The 14828-nt window shown below is 67.1% G+C and carries 13 protein-coding genes; 9 read left to right on the top strand and 4 right to left on the bottom strand.

Going from position 1 to position 14828, the window contains the following annotated elements:
- Window positions 1-9: 9 nt before the first annotated feature.
- From PT85_RS15995 to PT85_RS15980, 4 genes are read left to right on the top strand one after another with little or no spacing between them, the layout of a single operon-like run.
- Window positions 10-1011 (top strand): polysaccharide deacetylase family protein, encoded by a 1002-nt coding sequence (locus tag PT85_RS15995; protein WP_039607193.1) that lies wholly within the window; start codon window positions 10-12, stop codon window positions 1009-1011.
- Window positions 1008-2333: a lipopolysaccharide biosynthesis protein gene (locus PT85_RS15990; protein WP_027589967.1), complete on the top strand. Its 1326-nt coding sequence runs from the start codon at window positions 1008-1010 to the stop codon at window positions 2331-2333. The genes PT85_RS15995 and PT85_RS15990 overlap by 4 nt, the downstream gene beginning before the upstream one ends.
- The gene (locus PT85_RS15985) at window positions 2312-4234 is read left to right on the top strand and encodes a hypothetical protein (protein WP_027589966.1); all 1923 of its coding nucleotides are present in this window, start codon (window positions 2312-2314) and stop codon (window positions 4232-4234) included. Before PT85_RS15990 ends, PT85_RS15985 begins: the two co-directional genes overlap by 22 nt.
- Window positions 4231-4917 (top strand): GNAT family N-acetyltransferase, encoded by a 687-nt coding sequence (locus PT85_RS15980; RefSeq protein ID WP_052199848.1) that lies wholly within the window; start codon window positions 4231-4233, stop codon window positions 4915-4917. The genes PT85_RS15985 and PT85_RS15980 overlap by 4 nt, the downstream gene beginning before the upstream one ends.
- Window positions 4918-4959: 42 nt before the next feature.
- Here PT85_RS15980 and PT85_RS15975 read toward each other — a convergent pair whose 3' ends face one another.
- Window positions 4960-6129, bottom strand: a complete 1170-nt coding sequence (locus PT85_RS15975) for a GNAT family N-acetyltransferase (RefSeq protein WP_052199847.1) — start codon at window positions 6127-6129, stop codon at window positions 4960-4962.
- 264 nt (window positions 6130-6393) lie between these two features.
- Between PT85_RS15975 and PT85_RS15970 the strand changes: the two genes are divergently transcribed.
- The gene (locus PT85_RS15970) at window positions 6394-7518 is read left to right on the top strand and encodes a GNAT family N-acetyltransferase (RefSeq protein WP_051587371.1); all 1125 of its coding nucleotides are present in this window, start codon (window positions 6394-6396) and stop codon (window positions 7516-7518) included.
- Entirely contained in the window at window positions 7515-8276 is a 762-nt protein-coding gene (locus PT85_RS15965; RefSeq protein ID WP_027589965.1) for a ChbG/HpnK family deacetylase, read from the top strand. The genes PT85_RS15970 and PT85_RS15965 overlap by 4 nt, the downstream gene beginning before the upstream one ends.
- Here PT85_RS15965 and PT85_RS15960 read toward each other — a convergent pair.
- Window positions 8270-8659, bottom strand: coding sequence for an RNA-binding S4 domain-containing protein (locus PT85_RS15960; RefSeq protein WP_039562498.1), 390 nt, complete (start codon window positions 8657-8659; stop codon window positions 8270-8272). The two genes, PT85_RS15965 and PT85_RS15960, sit on opposite strands and share 7 nt — an antisense overlap.
- A gap of 102 nt (window positions 8660-8761) precedes the next feature.
- On the opposite strand from PT85_RS15960, the gene rimB reads away from it, so the two are divergent.
- Both rimB and rimK read left to right on the top strand, forming a co-directional pair.
- A complete protein-coding gene (gene rimB / locus PT85_RS15955) occupies window positions 8762-9229 on the top strand; it encodes a retropepsin-like aspartic endopeptidase RimB (protein ID WP_027589963.1) in 468 nt (155 codons plus the stop codon).
- On the top strand, window positions 9226-10131 hold the full coding sequence (gene rimK / locus PT85_RS15950; protein ID WP_027589962.1) for a 30S ribosomal protein S6--L-glutamate ligase: 906 nt from the start codon (window positions 9226-9228) through the stop codon (window positions 10129-10131). The genes rimB and rimK overlap by 4 nt, the downstream gene beginning before the upstream one ends.
- Before the next feature lie 117 nt (window positions 10132-10248).
- Here the strand turns inward: rimK and PT85_RS15945 are convergent, their stop codons facing one another.
- Window positions 10249-11565, bottom strand: coding sequence for an ATP-binding protein (locus PT85_RS15945; RefSeq protein WP_039562496.1), 1317 nt, complete (start codon window positions 11563-11565; stop codon window positions 10249-10251).
- Window positions 11566-11581: 16 nt separating this feature from the next.
- On the bottom strand, window positions 11582-12316 hold the full coding sequence (gene ompR / locus PT85_RS15940) for an osmolarity response regulator transcription factor OmpR (RefSeq protein ID WP_027589960.1): 735 nt from the start codon (window positions 12314-12316) through the stop codon (window positions 11582-11584).
- A gap of 190 nt (window positions 12317-12506) precedes the next feature.
- Here ompR and PT85_RS15935 point away from each other — a divergent pair, with 190 nt between their 5' ends.
- Window positions 12507-14828 carry a Tex family protein gene (locus tag PT85_RS15935; protein WP_039607192.1) on the top strand — a complete coding sequence of 774 codons (2322 nt, stop codon included), beginning with the start codon at window positions 12507-12509 and terminating at the stop codon, window positions 14826-14828.

The following is a 14828-nucleotide window of genomic DNA, read 5'->3' as shown; positions in this document are numbered from 1 at the left end:
GTAACCTCCATGAATTTGAAACAGGCTCTCAAGGCCGGTGCCGGCTGGTGCTATCTGCACAACCCCCTGTCCCGACGCCAGCAGGCCGAGGGCGTCATTCTCATGCTGCACCGGGTCATTCCGGACGACCGGGAAGCCGCCCTGCCGCACCGCCGGGAGCTGTGCATCGGCAGCCCGGCCTTCGAAAGGCTGTTGCGCTGGTTGCGCAGCCACTTCGAGTGCGTGCCCCTCATGGAGCTGCTCGACCCGCATGCCGGACCTTCGGATCGCCTGCGCGTGGCGCTGACCTTCGATGACGGCTGGCGAGACAACGCCAGCCAGGCCTTTCCGCTGTTGCAGCGCTACGAAGTGCCGGCCAGCATCTTCCTGTCCACCGACTTCATCGGCACGCGACGCCACTTCTGGTGGGAAAGCCTTGGGGAAACACTCTGGGGCCGGCACGGCACGGCCGCCTGCGGACAGCTCTGCACCCGTCTGCGCGAGATGGGCGCATCACCCCCACCGGCCATTCTCGACGCCAGCGACCCACTGACGCGCAGCACCGCCCTGGGCCTGTTCCTGCAAAGCCTCAAGCGGCTGCCGGGCGGCGCCCTGCAGGCCCTGGCCGACAGCTGTCCGGCGGATGCCGAGCCCCATGCCCTCGACTGGGAGCAGGTGCGCACCCTGGAGGCCTCCGGCCTGGTGCGTTTCGGCCCCCATGGCGCCAGCCACAGCATCCTTACCCAGCTCGACGCGCAGCAGTTGGAACGGGAACTGCACGATAGCACTGCGCTGCTGCAACAGCGCTGCCGCAACCCGCTGCCGGTGTATTGCTATCCCAATGGCGACCATGACGAAACCGTGAGGCGCCGGCTCGGCAGCCACCGTTACCGCTATGCCCTGGGTACCCGGCCCGGCCTGTTCAGCGGCCGGGACGACAGCCTGGCGTTGCCACGTATCGGTGTCAGCCAGCTGAATGCCGTTCGACCGTCGTTGCTGGCCTGGCGAATGATGCAGGGTGAGCGGGCATGAGCAAGCGCCACTTCCTGCGCCAGATGCTGCAGAGCGTGGGCACCAGCCTGGCCATGCTGGTGCTGCGCCTGGCACGTAACATCCTGCTGGCACGCATTCTCGGCCCCGCCGACCGGGGCCTGTTCGCATTGCTCAGCGCCATGCCGGAGATGATCGGCGGCATCACCAGCGGCGGTCTGAACACGGCGCTCGGCTATCAGTCGGCGCGCCAGCGTCCGATGGGCGCCCTGCTGGCCCTGGTGCTGGTGTATGGCTGCCTGTTCTCGGCGCTGGCCACCCTGGTGGGTGTCGTCCTGCTGCGCAGCCTCGGTCAGGATCTGGACCTGGCCCAGGAGCTGGGCCTGCTGGCCTGGCTGCTGTTGCTGGTGGTGCCCCTGTTCGTACTGAAAAGCGCGCTGTTCAATCTGCACAACGCCGATGGCCGCGTGGGCGCCTTCAACAGCCTGCGCCTGATTGAATCCCTGACCCCGCTCGCGCTGTTCCTGGCGTTGTTCTGGATCTGGCAGGACATGGCGCTGGAGGCGGCGGTGATCAGCTGGATCGGCGGGCTGTCGCTGGCGGTCGTGGTCGGCCTGTGTCTGCTGGCGCGCTTCCATGACCTGCACCTGCGCTGGAACCGCGAAAGCCGCCGGGAGATGCTCAGCATCGGTGGCAAGAGCCACCCGGACATCCTCTTCCAGCAGTTGCTGATGCGCGCCGATTACCTGCTGATCGGCCTCATGCTCGACAGCACCGCACTGGGCTATTACGCCATGGCGAGCGCGGCAGCCGAACTGCTGATCATCGTGCCGGAGGCGGTGACCACGCCCCTGATGAAAAAACTGCTGCAGCAGGGCGAGGGCATCGACGAACTGACCCCCCTGGCCCTGCGCCTGACCGGCACGGCCATGCTCGGCGCCTGCCTGGGCATGGCGGTGCTGGGCGAATGGCTGATCGTGCTGCTGTTCGGCGAGGCCTATCGGCCGGCCTACCCGGCCCTGCTCGCGTTGCTGCCGGGCATCTTCAGCCTCTGTTACGCCAGCATTCTGCACCTGGACCTGGTCGGCAAGGGTCGCCCCGGGACCCTGTCGTGGATGGCCGGCTTCGCCGCCGCGCTCAACCTGGCCATGAACGCGGTGCTGATTCCGCAGATGGGCATCGTTGGAGCGGCAATCGCCTCATCCACCGCCTACAGTGTCCTCACGTTGTCCATGCTGGTGCTGTATACCCGGCTCAGCCGGGTACCCGTCGGCAAGACCCTGCTGATTCTGCCCAGCGACATTGGCTTCCTTTCTTCCCATCTGCTGGCACGGAGGTCGGCATGCGAACCCGGCGGGCTCTGATCGGGCTGCTGCTCAGCAGCCTTCCCTCCCTCTCCCTGGCGCTGGAATGGTCGGGCATCCGCGACGGCGCGGTACATGTCTGGCCCACTCGGGAGGAACTGCTGCACATCGAATGGAGCCCGGCCTGGCAAGCCGATGCCAATCAGGAGCAGCTGTATCTGCAACGCGGCAACGGGCAGCTGGTGCAACGCTTCGCAATCCCTGCCGAAGAAGTGCAGGGACGACGCGAATGGCGGATAAAGCCCGACGACGACGGCTATCGCCTGGAGATTCCCGGCTATAGCTTCCGCCACTACCGGGTCCGCCATCCCGACACGGCCGCCTCGCTGTTCGAACCCGTCAAGCACCACTTCAGCCTGGAAACCGGCCGCGAGCTGGAGCTGTATTTCCGCGTTCCGGCCGGGGTCGGCGCCCAGCTGGGCGGTAAGCACCATGACGGGGTCAGGGCGTTGCACGCCGAACGCCTGAGCGACGGCAAGGCTCTGACGCTGCAGCTCAGGCGCCACGGCCTGTACCCGCGCCACGATCTGCTCTCCCTGCCGGTATCCGAGCGCGACGAAATCTGGCGCCTGCGCCTCGTTGGCACGGGCAAGGCCGCCTTCTGGCTGGACAACACCGACAACCTGTTCGCCCAGCGCCCCGAGGACCTGCGACGTCGCCCCAGCCAGGCCGAGGGCCGCGTCAACCTGACGTTGCGCGACAGCGTGGTTGGCCCGCCGGCGCGCCTGGGCATCGGGCTTCCCTACACGTTGCCGGAGGATGCCCAGTTGATGGGCGAGCTGCGTCCGCAGACGGCCGGCCACTACAGCTTCGTCAACGTGATGGCCCGCAACCCGGCACACGAACAGCGCTTCCGCCCCCAGTACCGGCACCGCTACGGCATCGACCACGACATTACGCTGATGGCCAAGACCGGGCGCGTGCACCTGCTGGACTTCGACGCCACCAGCCGAGCCGGCCTGAAGGCCTGGCTGGACAGCACCATCAGCCTGGGCAAGGGGGGGATCCATTACCTGTCGCCAGCGGACGAGCCCAACCTCAACTACCCCAGCTATGCGGCGTTCTCACGCTACTTCGCCCAGATGGCGCGACAGGTGCGCGACGACCCGCGCGCCCAGGCGGCGGGTATCCGCATCGCCATGCCGGCGTCCTCCCGACTGGTCAACGGCCCCACCATGCAGGGCGCACGAGACCGGCGCGGCCTGGACTGGGCGGCCCGATTGCTGGCCGAGCATGAGCCGCTGATCGACGCGCTGGCCTGGCACGAATGGTTCATACGCGACCTGCGCGCCACCGAGTGGTACCGCTACAGCGTGCGCCAGGCCGCCGACCTGGTCGGCTACACCCCTCAAGGGCGACCCCGCAAGGCCCTGCTGATCGACCAGACCAATCTGTCCAGCGGCAATACCGTCAGCCCCTACGAGCAGGAAACCCGGTTCGCCGCGCTGTGGTGGGCCTCGGTGGCCATCCAGGCCTCGCAGGATGGCTTGCTGGACATGCTCAACTGGTTCCTGCTCGCCGACGACGACCATCACTTCAAAGGCCTGCTGAAGCTGGAGGCCGGTGATCGCTACAGCCTGCGGCCGGTCGGGCAGGCCATGGTGTTCATGCTCGAGCACTGGGGTGATCAGGTGCTCAAGCTCGACAACGACGCCTTCGAGATCGATGCCCTGGCCATGCGCAGCGGCGTCAGGATGAATCTGCTGGGGGTGAACAAGGTAGCCCGCAACCAGCAGGTGCGCTTCGATCTGGACGGCACCCCCTGCTCGGGACTCGACCCTCCGCACCTCACCCTGTTCGGCGATGGGGCCACCCCCTCGTCGCCCCGCTGTGAGGACACCGCGTGGCGTTTCGAGGTTCCGGGCGAAACCCTGTTCGCATTGACCTGGGAGCAGCCATGAAACTTCAGGAGCTCAACCGCAAGCTGCGGCGCAAGGGATGGATGGGTACGCTGCGCCTGTTCCGGGAACGCTTCATCTATGCGCACAACGAGCTGCACTGGTTCGCCCGCGAGCTGAGCCAGACGCCAATGAAGCTGCCGCGCCGGCACGCCTGGCGCTATGTGGATATCAGCCCGCGCCTGCTGCCGGCCTTTCGGCGCCACTTCCCCGAGCAGGTGGGGGTGATGGCCGACCTGCTTGCCCAGCCCGACCTGCATGGCTACGCCGCACTGGATTCCTTCGGAGACGTCTGCGCCTTCATGTGGATCAGCCCGCGCGACTACTACGATGGCCATTACTTCCGCAGCTGGTTCCCGGTGACACCCGGTGATGCTTATCTGTTTGCCCTGGAGATTGCACCGACCCATCGGGGCAGCGCCCTGTTCCTGGGCGGACAGGACTATCTTTGGCAACTGCTGGGCAGTCGCGGCTACAAGCGCGCGGTCGCCGTGGTGGACTGTCGCAACCGCATCATGCTGCGGCTCATGGAGCGCCTGGGCTTCCGTGAGGACGGCCGCAAGGTGCATGCCCACACCTTCTTCGGCGGCCTGCGCTTCACCGTACAGCCCGCCCGTCCCCAGCCACCCATCCCGGTCGAACGACCGGGCCTGCTGCCCAGCGGCAAATCCAGCGGCTGGTGGTGAGACTCAAGGCGCGCACCCGGGTCTCGGACCCGGGGCAACCGCTCAGGCCGTACGACCCGCTTCTTCCAGGCGCCAGCGTTGACGCAGACGCTTCAGGCCACTCGACGCCATCAGGCCTGCCCACGCCAGACCCTGGGGGCAGATGGTCAGGTCGCTCAGGCTGCGGCGGCCCGGGTAGAGTCGGTTGAGGAGCGCGTTATCCGGTGCCGCGCAGGAATCCAGCCATTCCACGCCACGCGGGTCCTGGAAGCTGAGGGTGGCGTTTTCGATTTCCAGCAGGACGCCCGGCGCAAAACGCGAGTAGTCCTCATCGTAGGCGGTCTTGAAGGCATAACGCCCCGGCGGCGCCAGCAGGTCGCAGAGCATGGCCAGCGGCTTGCCGTCCAGGCTCATACGCATCATCACCAGCAGGCCTCTTTCGTGGGCGCTGCGCGCGGTTTCCTCGAAGAAGCGCCGGCACTCGGGCCGGCTGCCCAGGGCAGTGCCTTCGCGCCCTTTCCAGCCCTTGAGCTCCAGCGCGACAAAGGCATCCAGCCAAGATTGCAGATCCCGCGCGCCCGGCCGCAAGACATCGACCTGCAGATCGCCCAGCCCAGCCAGACGCTCCCGCAGGCGTCGATACTCCTTGCGCTTCTTGGCCGGCGTACGCTCCAGGAACGCCTCGAGACCACCCTCAAGGGGTAGCAGCGCGCGCTGCACCGGGGCGGCTGGCAGAAAGCGCAACCCGCAGCGCTGCAGGGCGGGGCGGAGCTCGCGCAGCCAGGCACCCTCGGCATCCAGTCCCCGCAGGCTCAGCAGTGGGTAGCGAAACTGCCGCAACCAGGCGACAAAGCTGTGCGCCACCTCGCTTTCCCGGCCGCGGCGCAGCAGGGGTTCGGCGGAGAAGCAGTAGCGATGCCGGTACGTGTGCAGGCAGGCGAGCAGCCTGCCGTAGCTCCTGCCGAACAGGGGCAGGATGCCATCGAGCACTGTCCGCTCACTGTCCCGAAAGAACAGCAGCACGCGGACCGCCTGCCCTCCGCGTAGATGGCGCAACGCCGGCAACAGGGCCCAGGGCTCATAGAAGGCATTGGGCTCGGCGGCCTGTTCGACCAACTGTTCCCAGGCTTGCAGATGGTGGGCCAGCTCGTTGGGCTCGGCGACCACGACGATCCGGTGCACAGGTTCCGTCGACACGGGAAGATCGGCAGCCAGTGCGGAAAGGTCTGTCATTTCATGCGTCCTTGCAGAAATAGAGGCGTTCTCATCCCCGTGAAAGACAGCCCACGCCAGGGATTGCGCGAACTCTAGCCAAGCTCTGGCAGGCCCGTGCGAGCCGCCGACAAATGTCAGTTTTTCGTAAAGCGCAATGTGTAACCCATCCTTTCGAGGCGCCGGCCGGTCGAAACACTGCTATAACAGGTGCTGCCCATGCAGCAGGACGTCGCACGGGCTCGTTTGCATAGCTCACTTTCCAAACAGCCAGAGCGATCGGTCATGGATTACCGCTTCCAATGGTGTGATTCGCTGTCCGCACCCGACTTCCCCGTCCAGGCTTATGCGCAACTTTGCGAGCGCCTGTCCCACAGCACCCCGTTCAATCACCTGACCTGGCTGCTCGCCGCTGAGCACAACCTGGAGCCGGACCAGCCGCTGCATGTCCTGCTGGCGTGGAAGGGCGACCAGTTGTCCCTGTGCCTGCCGCTGGTGGCGTTCCGCGAATCGCGTTTCGGACTGCGCTGGCGCACCCTGCGCCACCTCGGTTATCCGATGAGTGATCGACTCGCCCTGCTTTGCCAGCTCGACGACAGCGGCCTGACCCAGGCGCTGGAAGAAATACGCCGCCGGCTGCCGCATACCCTGTTGCAGCTGAACGAACTCACCACCGACGCCAACACCCAGCGCTGCATGCAGCACTGGGCTCACCTGAGTTCAAGCCACCACTGCCACCTGAGCTGTCGTGCTCCCTACCACCTCATTTCCCCGCAGGACCGCCAGGAACCGCACCGCAACGTGCGCTACAAACTGCGCAAGGCACGCAAGCGCAGTGATGAGATCGGCGCCACGGTGCGCCGGGTAGCGCCGGATGCCGCCAGCATTGGCGCTCTGCTGGATAGCCTGGCCGCAGTGGAAGAACGCAGCTGGAAAGGCCAGGAGGAAGTGGGCATCTTCTGCGAACCCCGACGCGGCTGGATGCGCGAAGCCTTCACCGCCCTTGCCGCCGTCGATCTGGTGCGGGTGGTCATGCTCGAGCATGAGGGACGCTGCATCAGCTATCGCCTGGGCCTGCTGCACAACGGCCGGCTGTACGATTACAACCTGGCGTTTCTGCCGGAGTACGCCGAGCTGAGCGGCGGCCGCCTGCTGCTGGACGAATGGATCCAGTGGGGCCTGGAAGAGGGCTGGCGCTGGGTCGACGCCTCACGGATCAGCCGCAGCGGCTCCACCCACCAGTTGCACGAACGCATGAACGGCCAGGTCGAACACCTGCGCTGGAGCTTTTACTCCTGGCGGCCTTCCGGGATTCTCATGGGCCTGGCACACCGCGCCTGGGAATGGCGCAAGCAGCGGCGCAGCGGGGAGCCCCTGGGCGGCGACCTGCTGCAGGGAGCCGGCCAATGATCCAGCGCGTCATCATCAATGCCGATGACTTCGGTCTCAGCCACGACGAAAACCGCACCATCATCGCTGCCTTCCAGCAGGGACTGATCAGCTCGGCCACCCTCATGGCCAACATGCCGGCCTTCGTCGAGGCGTGCGCGCTGACCCGCGAGCACGGCCTGCAGGGGCGCGTCGGCCTACACTTCAACCTCACCTATGGGCGTCCGCTGAGCACGGCCATCCGCGCCCAGCCGCGCCTGTGCAACGCCGCCGGGGAGTTCGACCTCAACCTGCCGCGTCATCGGCTCTGGCTGCCGCGGCGCACTCGCCAGGCCATCGAGGCGGAACTGCAGGCGCAATGGCAGCGCTGCCTCGAGCACGGCGTCCGCCCCAGTCATATCGACTCGCACCAGCATGTGCACAACATCCTGCCGGTCGGCGAGGTGGTGGCCCGCTTCGCCGCCCACCAGGGCGTGCCGGTGCGTCTGGCCCGCAACCTGGGACGCAACCTCACGCTGCCCAAGCGCCTGTTCAAGGCGCTGCTCAACCAGCGACTGCGCCGCCTGGGCCATGCCAGCGCGGACCACGTCTGCACACCGTTGGACCTGCACCATGGCCTGCTCCCCGGCAACGGTGTGCTTGAGGTCATTGCCCATCCCTATCCCCTGCAACAGGGCTTCGGCGATGCCTACCTGGCGGAGGGCCAGTCGCTGGGCGAGGTGCTGGCCCGGCGCCTGGAGGGCGTGCCGCGCATCGCCTACAGCGCACTGGCTCAGTAGTCGTCGAGGAAACGGTGAATCTGCCGGCGCTGTTTCTTGGTCGGCCGTCCGTCGGTCTCGATGCCCAGGGCGCCGGCCTTGCGCTGCCGCGCGGCCTCCTCGCGCCGCGCGATGCTCTCCTCGGTTTCCTGGTACAGCAGCTGCGCCTCCGGCGCACCGCGACGCACGTCGGAGAGCGCCAGCACGCGCACCGTGCGCTCGTCGAACCCGGTGCGGATCAGGTATTCCTCGCCGACCTTCGGCTCCTTGCCCGGCTTGCAGCGCTCGCCCCGGTGCTGCACCTTGCCGCCCTCGATGGCCGCCTTGGCCAGGGCGCGGGTCTTGAAGAAACGGGCCGCCCACAGCCATTTGTCCAGGCGGACCTTGTCATCACGATCGTTCATGCTCTCTCCAGGCTCGTTCGCGGATGAACGCCGTCCCTGTACAACAGGTGTGCGGCCCGCAGCGGGCCACTAGAATGCCGGAAATTTACCGGGGAGGCCGCCATGAAGACGTTCGACCACCTCAGCGTCATCGGATTGCACGAATGGATCGGCCTGCCGGACCTGGGTCTGCTGGGCCTGCGCGCCAAGATCGACACCGGCGCCGGCACCTCGGCGCTGCATGCCACCGATATCCAGCCCTTCACCCATGGCGGCGAGGACTGGGTACGCTTCACCGCGCATATCGGCACCCTGGTGCAGCGCCGGCATCGCTGCGAAGCGCCGCTGGTGGCCGTCAAGAAGATCAAAAGCTCCAACGGCCAGACCCAGTTGCGCTATATGATCCGCACCCGCCTGACCCTGGGCGACCGCACCTGGCCGGTGCACTTCACCCTGACCTGCCGCCGCAACATGCGCTTTCGTGTACTGCTCGGCGCCAAGGCGCTGATCGACGGCCAACTGGTGGTCAACCCCGCCCTTGCCTATGTCCAGGACAAGCCCCAGCTCCCCAATCTCTCCGGTGCGCAATGAAGATCGCCATCCTGTCACGCAACCCCAACCTGTATTCGACGCGCCGTCTGGTGGAAGCCGGAGTGCAACGCGGCCACGAGGTGCAGGTGATCGACACCCTGCGCGCCTACATGAACATCGCCAGCCACAAGCCGCAGATCCACTACCGCGGCCGGGCGCTGGAAGGTTTCGACGCGGTGATTCCGCGCATCGGCGCCTCGGTGACCTTCTATGGCTGCGCGGTGCTGCGCCAGTTCGAAATGATGGGCGTGTTCCCGCTCAACGAGTCGGTGGCCATCAGCCGATCGCGGGACAAGCTGCGCTCGCTGCAGCTGCTGTCGCGCAAGGGTATCGGCCTGCCGGTGACCGGTTTCGCCCACTCGCCGGACGACGTACCGGACCTGATCCGCATGGTCGGTGGCGCGCCGCTGGTGATCAAGGTGCTGGAAGGCACCCAGGGCATCGGCGTAGTGCTGTGCGAAACCGAGAAGGCCGCCGAATCGGTGATCGAGGCCTTCATGGGCCTCAAGCAGGACATCATGGTGCAGGAGTACATCCAGGAGGCCGGCGGCGCCGACATCCGCTGCTTCGTGGTCGGTGACAAGGTGATCGCCGCCATGAAGCGCCAGGCCAAGCCCGGCGAATTCCGCTCCAATCTGCACCGCGGCGGCAGCGCCAGCCTGATCAAGATCACCCCGGAGGAGCGTTCCACCGCCATTCGCGCGGCGCGGGTGATGGGCCTGAACGTCGCCGGAGTGGACATCCTGCGCTCCAATCATGGCCCGCTGGTGATGGAGGTGAATTCCTCGCCCGGCCTGGAAGGCATCGAATCCACCACCGGCAAGGACATCGCCGGCCTGGTCATCGAGTACCTGGAAAAGAACGCCTGCCCCGGGGCTACCCGCACGCGCGGCAAGGGCTGATTGAAGGACGCTGCGGAACCTGCGGGAGCAACCTGTTGGAGCGACGTCAGTCGCGAGCTTTTGGGTGGGGTCGACAAGAAAAGCTCGCGGGCCAGTCCGCCCCCCGGCTCTCTCGGCTCAGCCCGCCTCGCGCGGCAGCAGCAGCCCCAGCGGCAGGCACACCCGCGCTTCGAGTCCGCCGCCTTCGCGGTTGCGCAGCTCCACGTGGCCGCCGTGCAATGCGGCGATGCGCTTGACGATCGCCAGGCCCAGCCCGGTGCCGGTGCCGCCCCGGGCGCGGTCGCCACGGATGAAGGGATTGAAGATGTCGCTCAGCTCGTGCTCCGCCAGGCCGGGGCCACGGTCCTGCACGCTGAGCAGCACGAAGGGCGCGCCCGGATCGCCGGCCAGCCGCGCCTCGACGCGCACCTCCTGGCCGCCGTAGCGCAGAGCGTTCTCGATCAGGTTGGTGAGCAGGCGCTTGATGGAGATACGGCGCAGCGGCACGGGAGGGATGCCGGCCTGCACCGCCAGCTGCACCTGCTCGCGCTGCTGGTTGTAGGGGGCCACGGTCTCGCGCACCAGCTCAGCCAGGTCCAGATCCTCCACCGGCTCGTCGCGCCCGTCGCGGATGAAGGCCAGGAACTGATCGAGGATGGCGTCCATGTCCTCGATGTCGCGCACCATGTCCTCCGTCAGTTCCGAGTCGGTGCCCAACAGCTCCAGCGACAGGCGCAGACGGGTCAGCGGCGTGCGCAGATCGTGGGACACGCCGGCCAGCATCAGTTCGCGCTCGCTGGCGGCCTTCTCCACGTCCGCCGCCATCTGGTTGAACGCCCGGTATACCTCAGTGAGCTCGCTGGGCGTGTCGCTGATCGGCAGGCGCACGCTGCGCCCGCGGCCCACCTGGCGGGCGGCGAACACCAGGCGCTTGAGCGGCGCGTTGAGCATGCGCACGAAGATCCAGGCCGCCGCGGTGGACAGCAGGCCGATGGCCAGGAACCAGCCGAGCACGTTCCAGATGCGCTGGCCACGCAGCGGGGAGGGGTACATGGGCACCCGCAGCCAGTCCGGTCCCAGGCTTGGTGCGTGCACCCAGAGCGCCGGCGAGCCGAGCGCGCGCAGGCGCACCTGGGTCTCGGGGCCCAGCTCGTCCTGCATCTGCCGGGCGAAGATGTCGCTATACGGCCAGTGATGCTCGCCGTCCGGCACCTGGGCGCGCGGCGCGATGCGCAGACCCGCCGCCTCGGCGATCTTCGGCCGATCCGCCTCCGGCGCCGCCCAGTAGGCGCGCACGGTCAGCGCCGCGCCGTGGCTGTACTGGCGATCGAACAGCACGTCCTCGTTCATCATCAGGTACACCAGCGTGAGTACCTTGGAGAACAGCACGACGATCAGCACCATCCACAGGGTGCGCGCAAAGAAGCTCTGCGGAAACCAGAACGGCGCGTTCATGCCGGAGAGGCTCGGCTCACTTGTTGCCGTCCGGCACGAACACGTAGCCCACGCCCCACACCGTCTGGATGTAGCGCGGCTTGGACGGGTCCGGCTCGATCAGTCGGCGCAGGCGCGAGATCTGCACATCGATGGAGCGCTCCAGGGCGTCCCATTCGCGGCCGCGCGCCAGGTTCATCAGCTTGTCGCGGGTCAGCGGTTCGCGGGCGTGCTGCACCAGGGTCTTGAGCACGGCGAACTCGCCGGTGGTGAGCATCTGCACCTGGTCGCCCTTCTTCAGCTCGCGGGTCGCCAGCGACAGCTGGTAGTCGCCGAAGCTGACCACCTCGTCCTCGCTGGCCGGCGCACCGGGCACCAGCGGCGCCTGGCGGCGCAGCACGGCCTTGATGCGCGCCAGCAGCTCGCGCGGGTTGAACGGCTTGGCCAGGTAGTCGTCGGCGCCGCCTTCCAGGCCCTGGATGCGGCTGGCCTCGTCGCCCTTGGCGGTGAGCATGATGATCGGGATCTGGTTGTTCTTCTCGCGCAGCCGGCGACAGGCCGACAGGCCATCCTCGCCGGGCAGCATGAGGTCCAGGACCACCAGATGGAACAGTTCGCGGGCCAGCAGACGGTCCATCTGCTCGACGTTTTCCACGGTGCGGACCCGGTAGCCCTGTTCGTCGAGGAAACGTTCCAGCAGACGGCGCAGGCGCGCGTCGTCATCGACTACCAGGATCTTTTCGCCATCGCTGGCGGTTGCCGTGCTGCTCATCGGAACTCCCGAAATAATGTGCGGCGCATTATGGCGCAGCCCCATCGGCGCCAAGTCTGGCCATTGTTAACAGATTTTTCCTCTGTTGGCCTTGCCGCTGCGTTTGCCGCGCGGGACACGCGGCTGCTTTATACTCCCGCCCTTTCGCGCAGGCCCGACCTGCAGGCTTTGTTCGACGCAAGGTACCTACATGGACATCAATTCCCGCATCGCCGAAGAACTGGCTGTACGCCCGCAGCAGGTGGCCGCCGCCGTGGCCCTGCTCGACGAGGGCTCGACCGTGCCCTTCATTGCCCGCTACCGCAAGGAAGTCACCGGCAGTCTCGACGATACCCAACTGCGCCATCTGGAAGAGCGCCTGCGCTACCTGCGTGAACTGGAGGAGCGCCGCGGCGCGATCCTGGCGAGCATCGAGGAACAGGGCAAGCTGACCGCCGAACTGAAACGCGAGATCCTGCAGGCCGACACCAAGACCCGCCTGGAAGATCTCTACCTGCCCTACAAGCAGAAGCGCCGCACCAAGGGCCAGATCGCCCTCGAAGCCGGCCTGGGCGAGCTGGCCGACGCGCTGTTCGGCGATCCGGAACTGAATCCGGAACAGGAAGCCGAGCGCTTCATCGACGCCGAGAAGGGCTTCGCCGATGTGAAGGCGGTGCTGGAAGGCGCCAAGTACATCCTCATGGAGCGCTTCGCCGAGGACGCCACGCTGCTCGACCGGCTGCGTACCTTCCTGAAGAACGAAGCCACCCTCAGCGCCCGCCTGGTCCCCGGCAAGGAAACCGAAGGCGCCAAGTTCAGCGACTACTTCGAGCATGACGAACGCCTCAAGGGCGTACCGTCGCACCGAGCCCTGGCGATCTTCCGCGGCCGCAACGAGGGCGTGCTGAGCATCGCCCTGAAGGTGGGCGACGAAGCGCCCGGCACCATGCATCCGGGCGAACTGATGATCGGCGAGCATTTCGGCATCGCCAGCCGGGGCCGCGCCGCCGACAAGTGGCTGGCCGAGGTGGTGCGCTGGACCTGGAAGGTCAAGCTCTACACCCACCTGGAAACCGACCTGCTCGGCGAGCTGCGCGAGCAGGCCGAGGACGAAGCCATTTCCGTGTTCGCCCGCAACCTGCACGACCTGCTGCTGGCCGCGCCGGCCGGCCCGCGCGCCACCCTGGGCCTGGACCCGGGCCTGCGCACCGGCTGCAAGGTGGCCGTGGTGGATGCCACCGGCAAGCTGCTGGACACCGCCACCGTCTACCCGCACGCGCCGCGCAACGACTGGGACGGCACCCTCGCGGTGCTGGCCAAGCTGTGCGCCAAGCACGGAGTGGACCTGATCGCCATCGGCAACGGCACTGCCAGCCGCGAGACCGACAAGCTGGCCGGCGAGCTGATCAAGAAGGTGCCGGGCCTGAAGCTCACCAAGATCATGGTCAGCGAGGCCGGCGCCTCGGTGTATTCGGCCTCCGAACTGGCCGCCCGCGAGTTCCCCGAGCTGGACGTGTCGCTGCGCGGCGCGGTGTCCATCGCCCGCCGCCTGCAGGACCCGCTGGCCGAGCTGGTGAAGATCGAGCCCAAGGCCATCGGCGTCGGCCAGTACCAGCACGACGTGTCGCAGCTCAAACTGGCGCGCTCGCTGGACGCGGTGGTCGAGGACTGCGTGAACGCCGTCGGCGTGGACGTGAACACCGCTTCCGCCGCGCTGCTGGCGCGCATTTCCGGCCTCAACGCCACCCTGGCGCAGAACATCGTGCAGTTCCGCGATGCCAATGGCGCGTTCAAATCCCGCGCCGACCTGAAGAAGGTGCCCCGCCTGGGTGACAAGACCTTCGAACAGGCCGCCGGCTTCCTGCGCGTGATGAGCGGCGACAACCCGCTGGACGCCTCGGCCGTGCACCCGGAAACCTACCCGCTGGTGCAGCGCATCGCCGCCGACACCGGCCGCGACATCCGCTCGCTGATCGGCGACTCCGCGTTCCTCAAGCGCCTTGATCCGGCCACGTTCACCGACGAACGTTTTGGCCTGCCCACCGTCACCGACATCCTCAAGGAACTCGACAAGCCCGGCCGCGACCCGCGCCCGGAATTCAAGACCGCCGAGTTCCAGGAAGGCGTGGAAACCCTCAAGGACCTGGTGCCCGGCATGGTGCTGGAAGGCGTGGTCACCAACGTGACCAACTTCGGCGCCTTCGTTGACATCGGCGTGCACCAGGACGGCCTGGTGCACGTCTCGGCGCTGTCCGAGAAGTTCGTCAAGGACCCCTACGAAGTGGTCAAGGCCGGCGACATCGTCAAGGTCAAGGTCATGGAGGTGGACATCCCGCGCCAGCGCGTCGGCCTGTCCATGCGCATGTCCGACACCCCCGGCGAAAAGGTCGACGGGCCGCGGGGCGGACAATCCCGCAGTGGCAGCCGCGGCGGCCAGCCGCGCAGCGAGCGCCACGCCACACAGGACAAGCCGGCCCCGGCCAATGCCGCCATGGCCGCGCTGTTCGCCAACGCCAAGCAGCTGAGGAAGTAA

This window comes from Pseudomonas flexibilis (assembly GCF_000806415.1).
Classification (GTDB): Bacteria; Pseudomonadota; Gammaproteobacteria; order Pseudomonadales; family Pseudomonadaceae; genus Serpens; species Serpens flexibilis.
Note: the sequence above shows the minus strand (reverse complement) of the source record. Positions and strands in the feature narration are given on the sequence as shown.

Bases quoted from the DNA above. Each gene is read 5' to 3' on its own strand.
- PT85_RS15975 (WP_052199847.1), bottom strand. From the start codon at position 6,129: ATGACAGACCTTTCCGCACTGGCTGCCGATCTTCCCGTGTCGACGGAA.
- rimK (WP_027589962.1), top strand. From the start codon at position 9,226: ATGAAGATCGCCATCCTGTCACGCAACCCCAACCTGTATTCGACGCGC.
- PT85_RS15980 (WP_052199848.1), top strand. From the start codon at position 4,231: ATGAAACTTCAGGAGCTCAACCGCAAGCTGCGGCGCAAGGGATGGATG.
- PT85_RS15995 (WP_039607193.1), top strand. From the start codon at position 10: ATGAATTTGAAACAGGCTCTCAAGGCCGGTGCCGGCTGGTGCTATCTG.
- ompR (WP_027589960.1), bottom strand. From the start codon at position 12,316: ATGAGCAGCACGGCAACCGCCAGCGATGGCGAAAAGATCCTGGTAGTC.
- PT85_RS15935 (WP_039607192.1), top strand. From the start codon at position 12,507: ATGGACATCAATTCCCGCATCGCCGAAGAACTGGCTGTACGCCCGCAG.
- PT85_RS15965 (WP_027589965.1), top strand. From the start codon at position 7,515: ATGATCCAGCGCGTCATCATCAATGCCGATGACTTCGGTCTCAGCCAC.
- PT85_RS15945 (WP_039562496.1), bottom strand. From the start codon at position 11,565: ATGAACGCGCCGTTCTGGTTTCCGCAGAGCTTCTTTGCGCGCACCCTG.
- rimB (WP_027589963.1), top strand. From the start codon at position 8,762: ATGAAGACGTTCGACCACCTCAGCGTCATCGGATTGCACGAATGGATC.
- PT85_RS15970 (WP_051587371.1), top strand. From the start codon at position 6,394: ATGGATTACCGCTTCCAATGGTGTGATTCGCTGTCCGCACCCGACTTC.
- PT85_RS15960 (WP_039562498.1), bottom strand. From the start codon at position 8,659: ATGAACGATCGTGATGACAAGGTCCGCCTGGACAAATGGCTGTGGGCG.
- PT85_RS15985 (WP_027589966.1), top strand. From the start codon at position 2,312: ATGCGAACCCGGCGGGCTCTGATCGGGCTGCTGCTCAGCAGCCTTCCC.
- PT85_RS15990 (WP_027589967.1), top strand. From the start codon at position 1,008: ATGAGCAAGCGCCACTTCCTGCGCCAGATGCTGCAGAGCGTGGGCACC.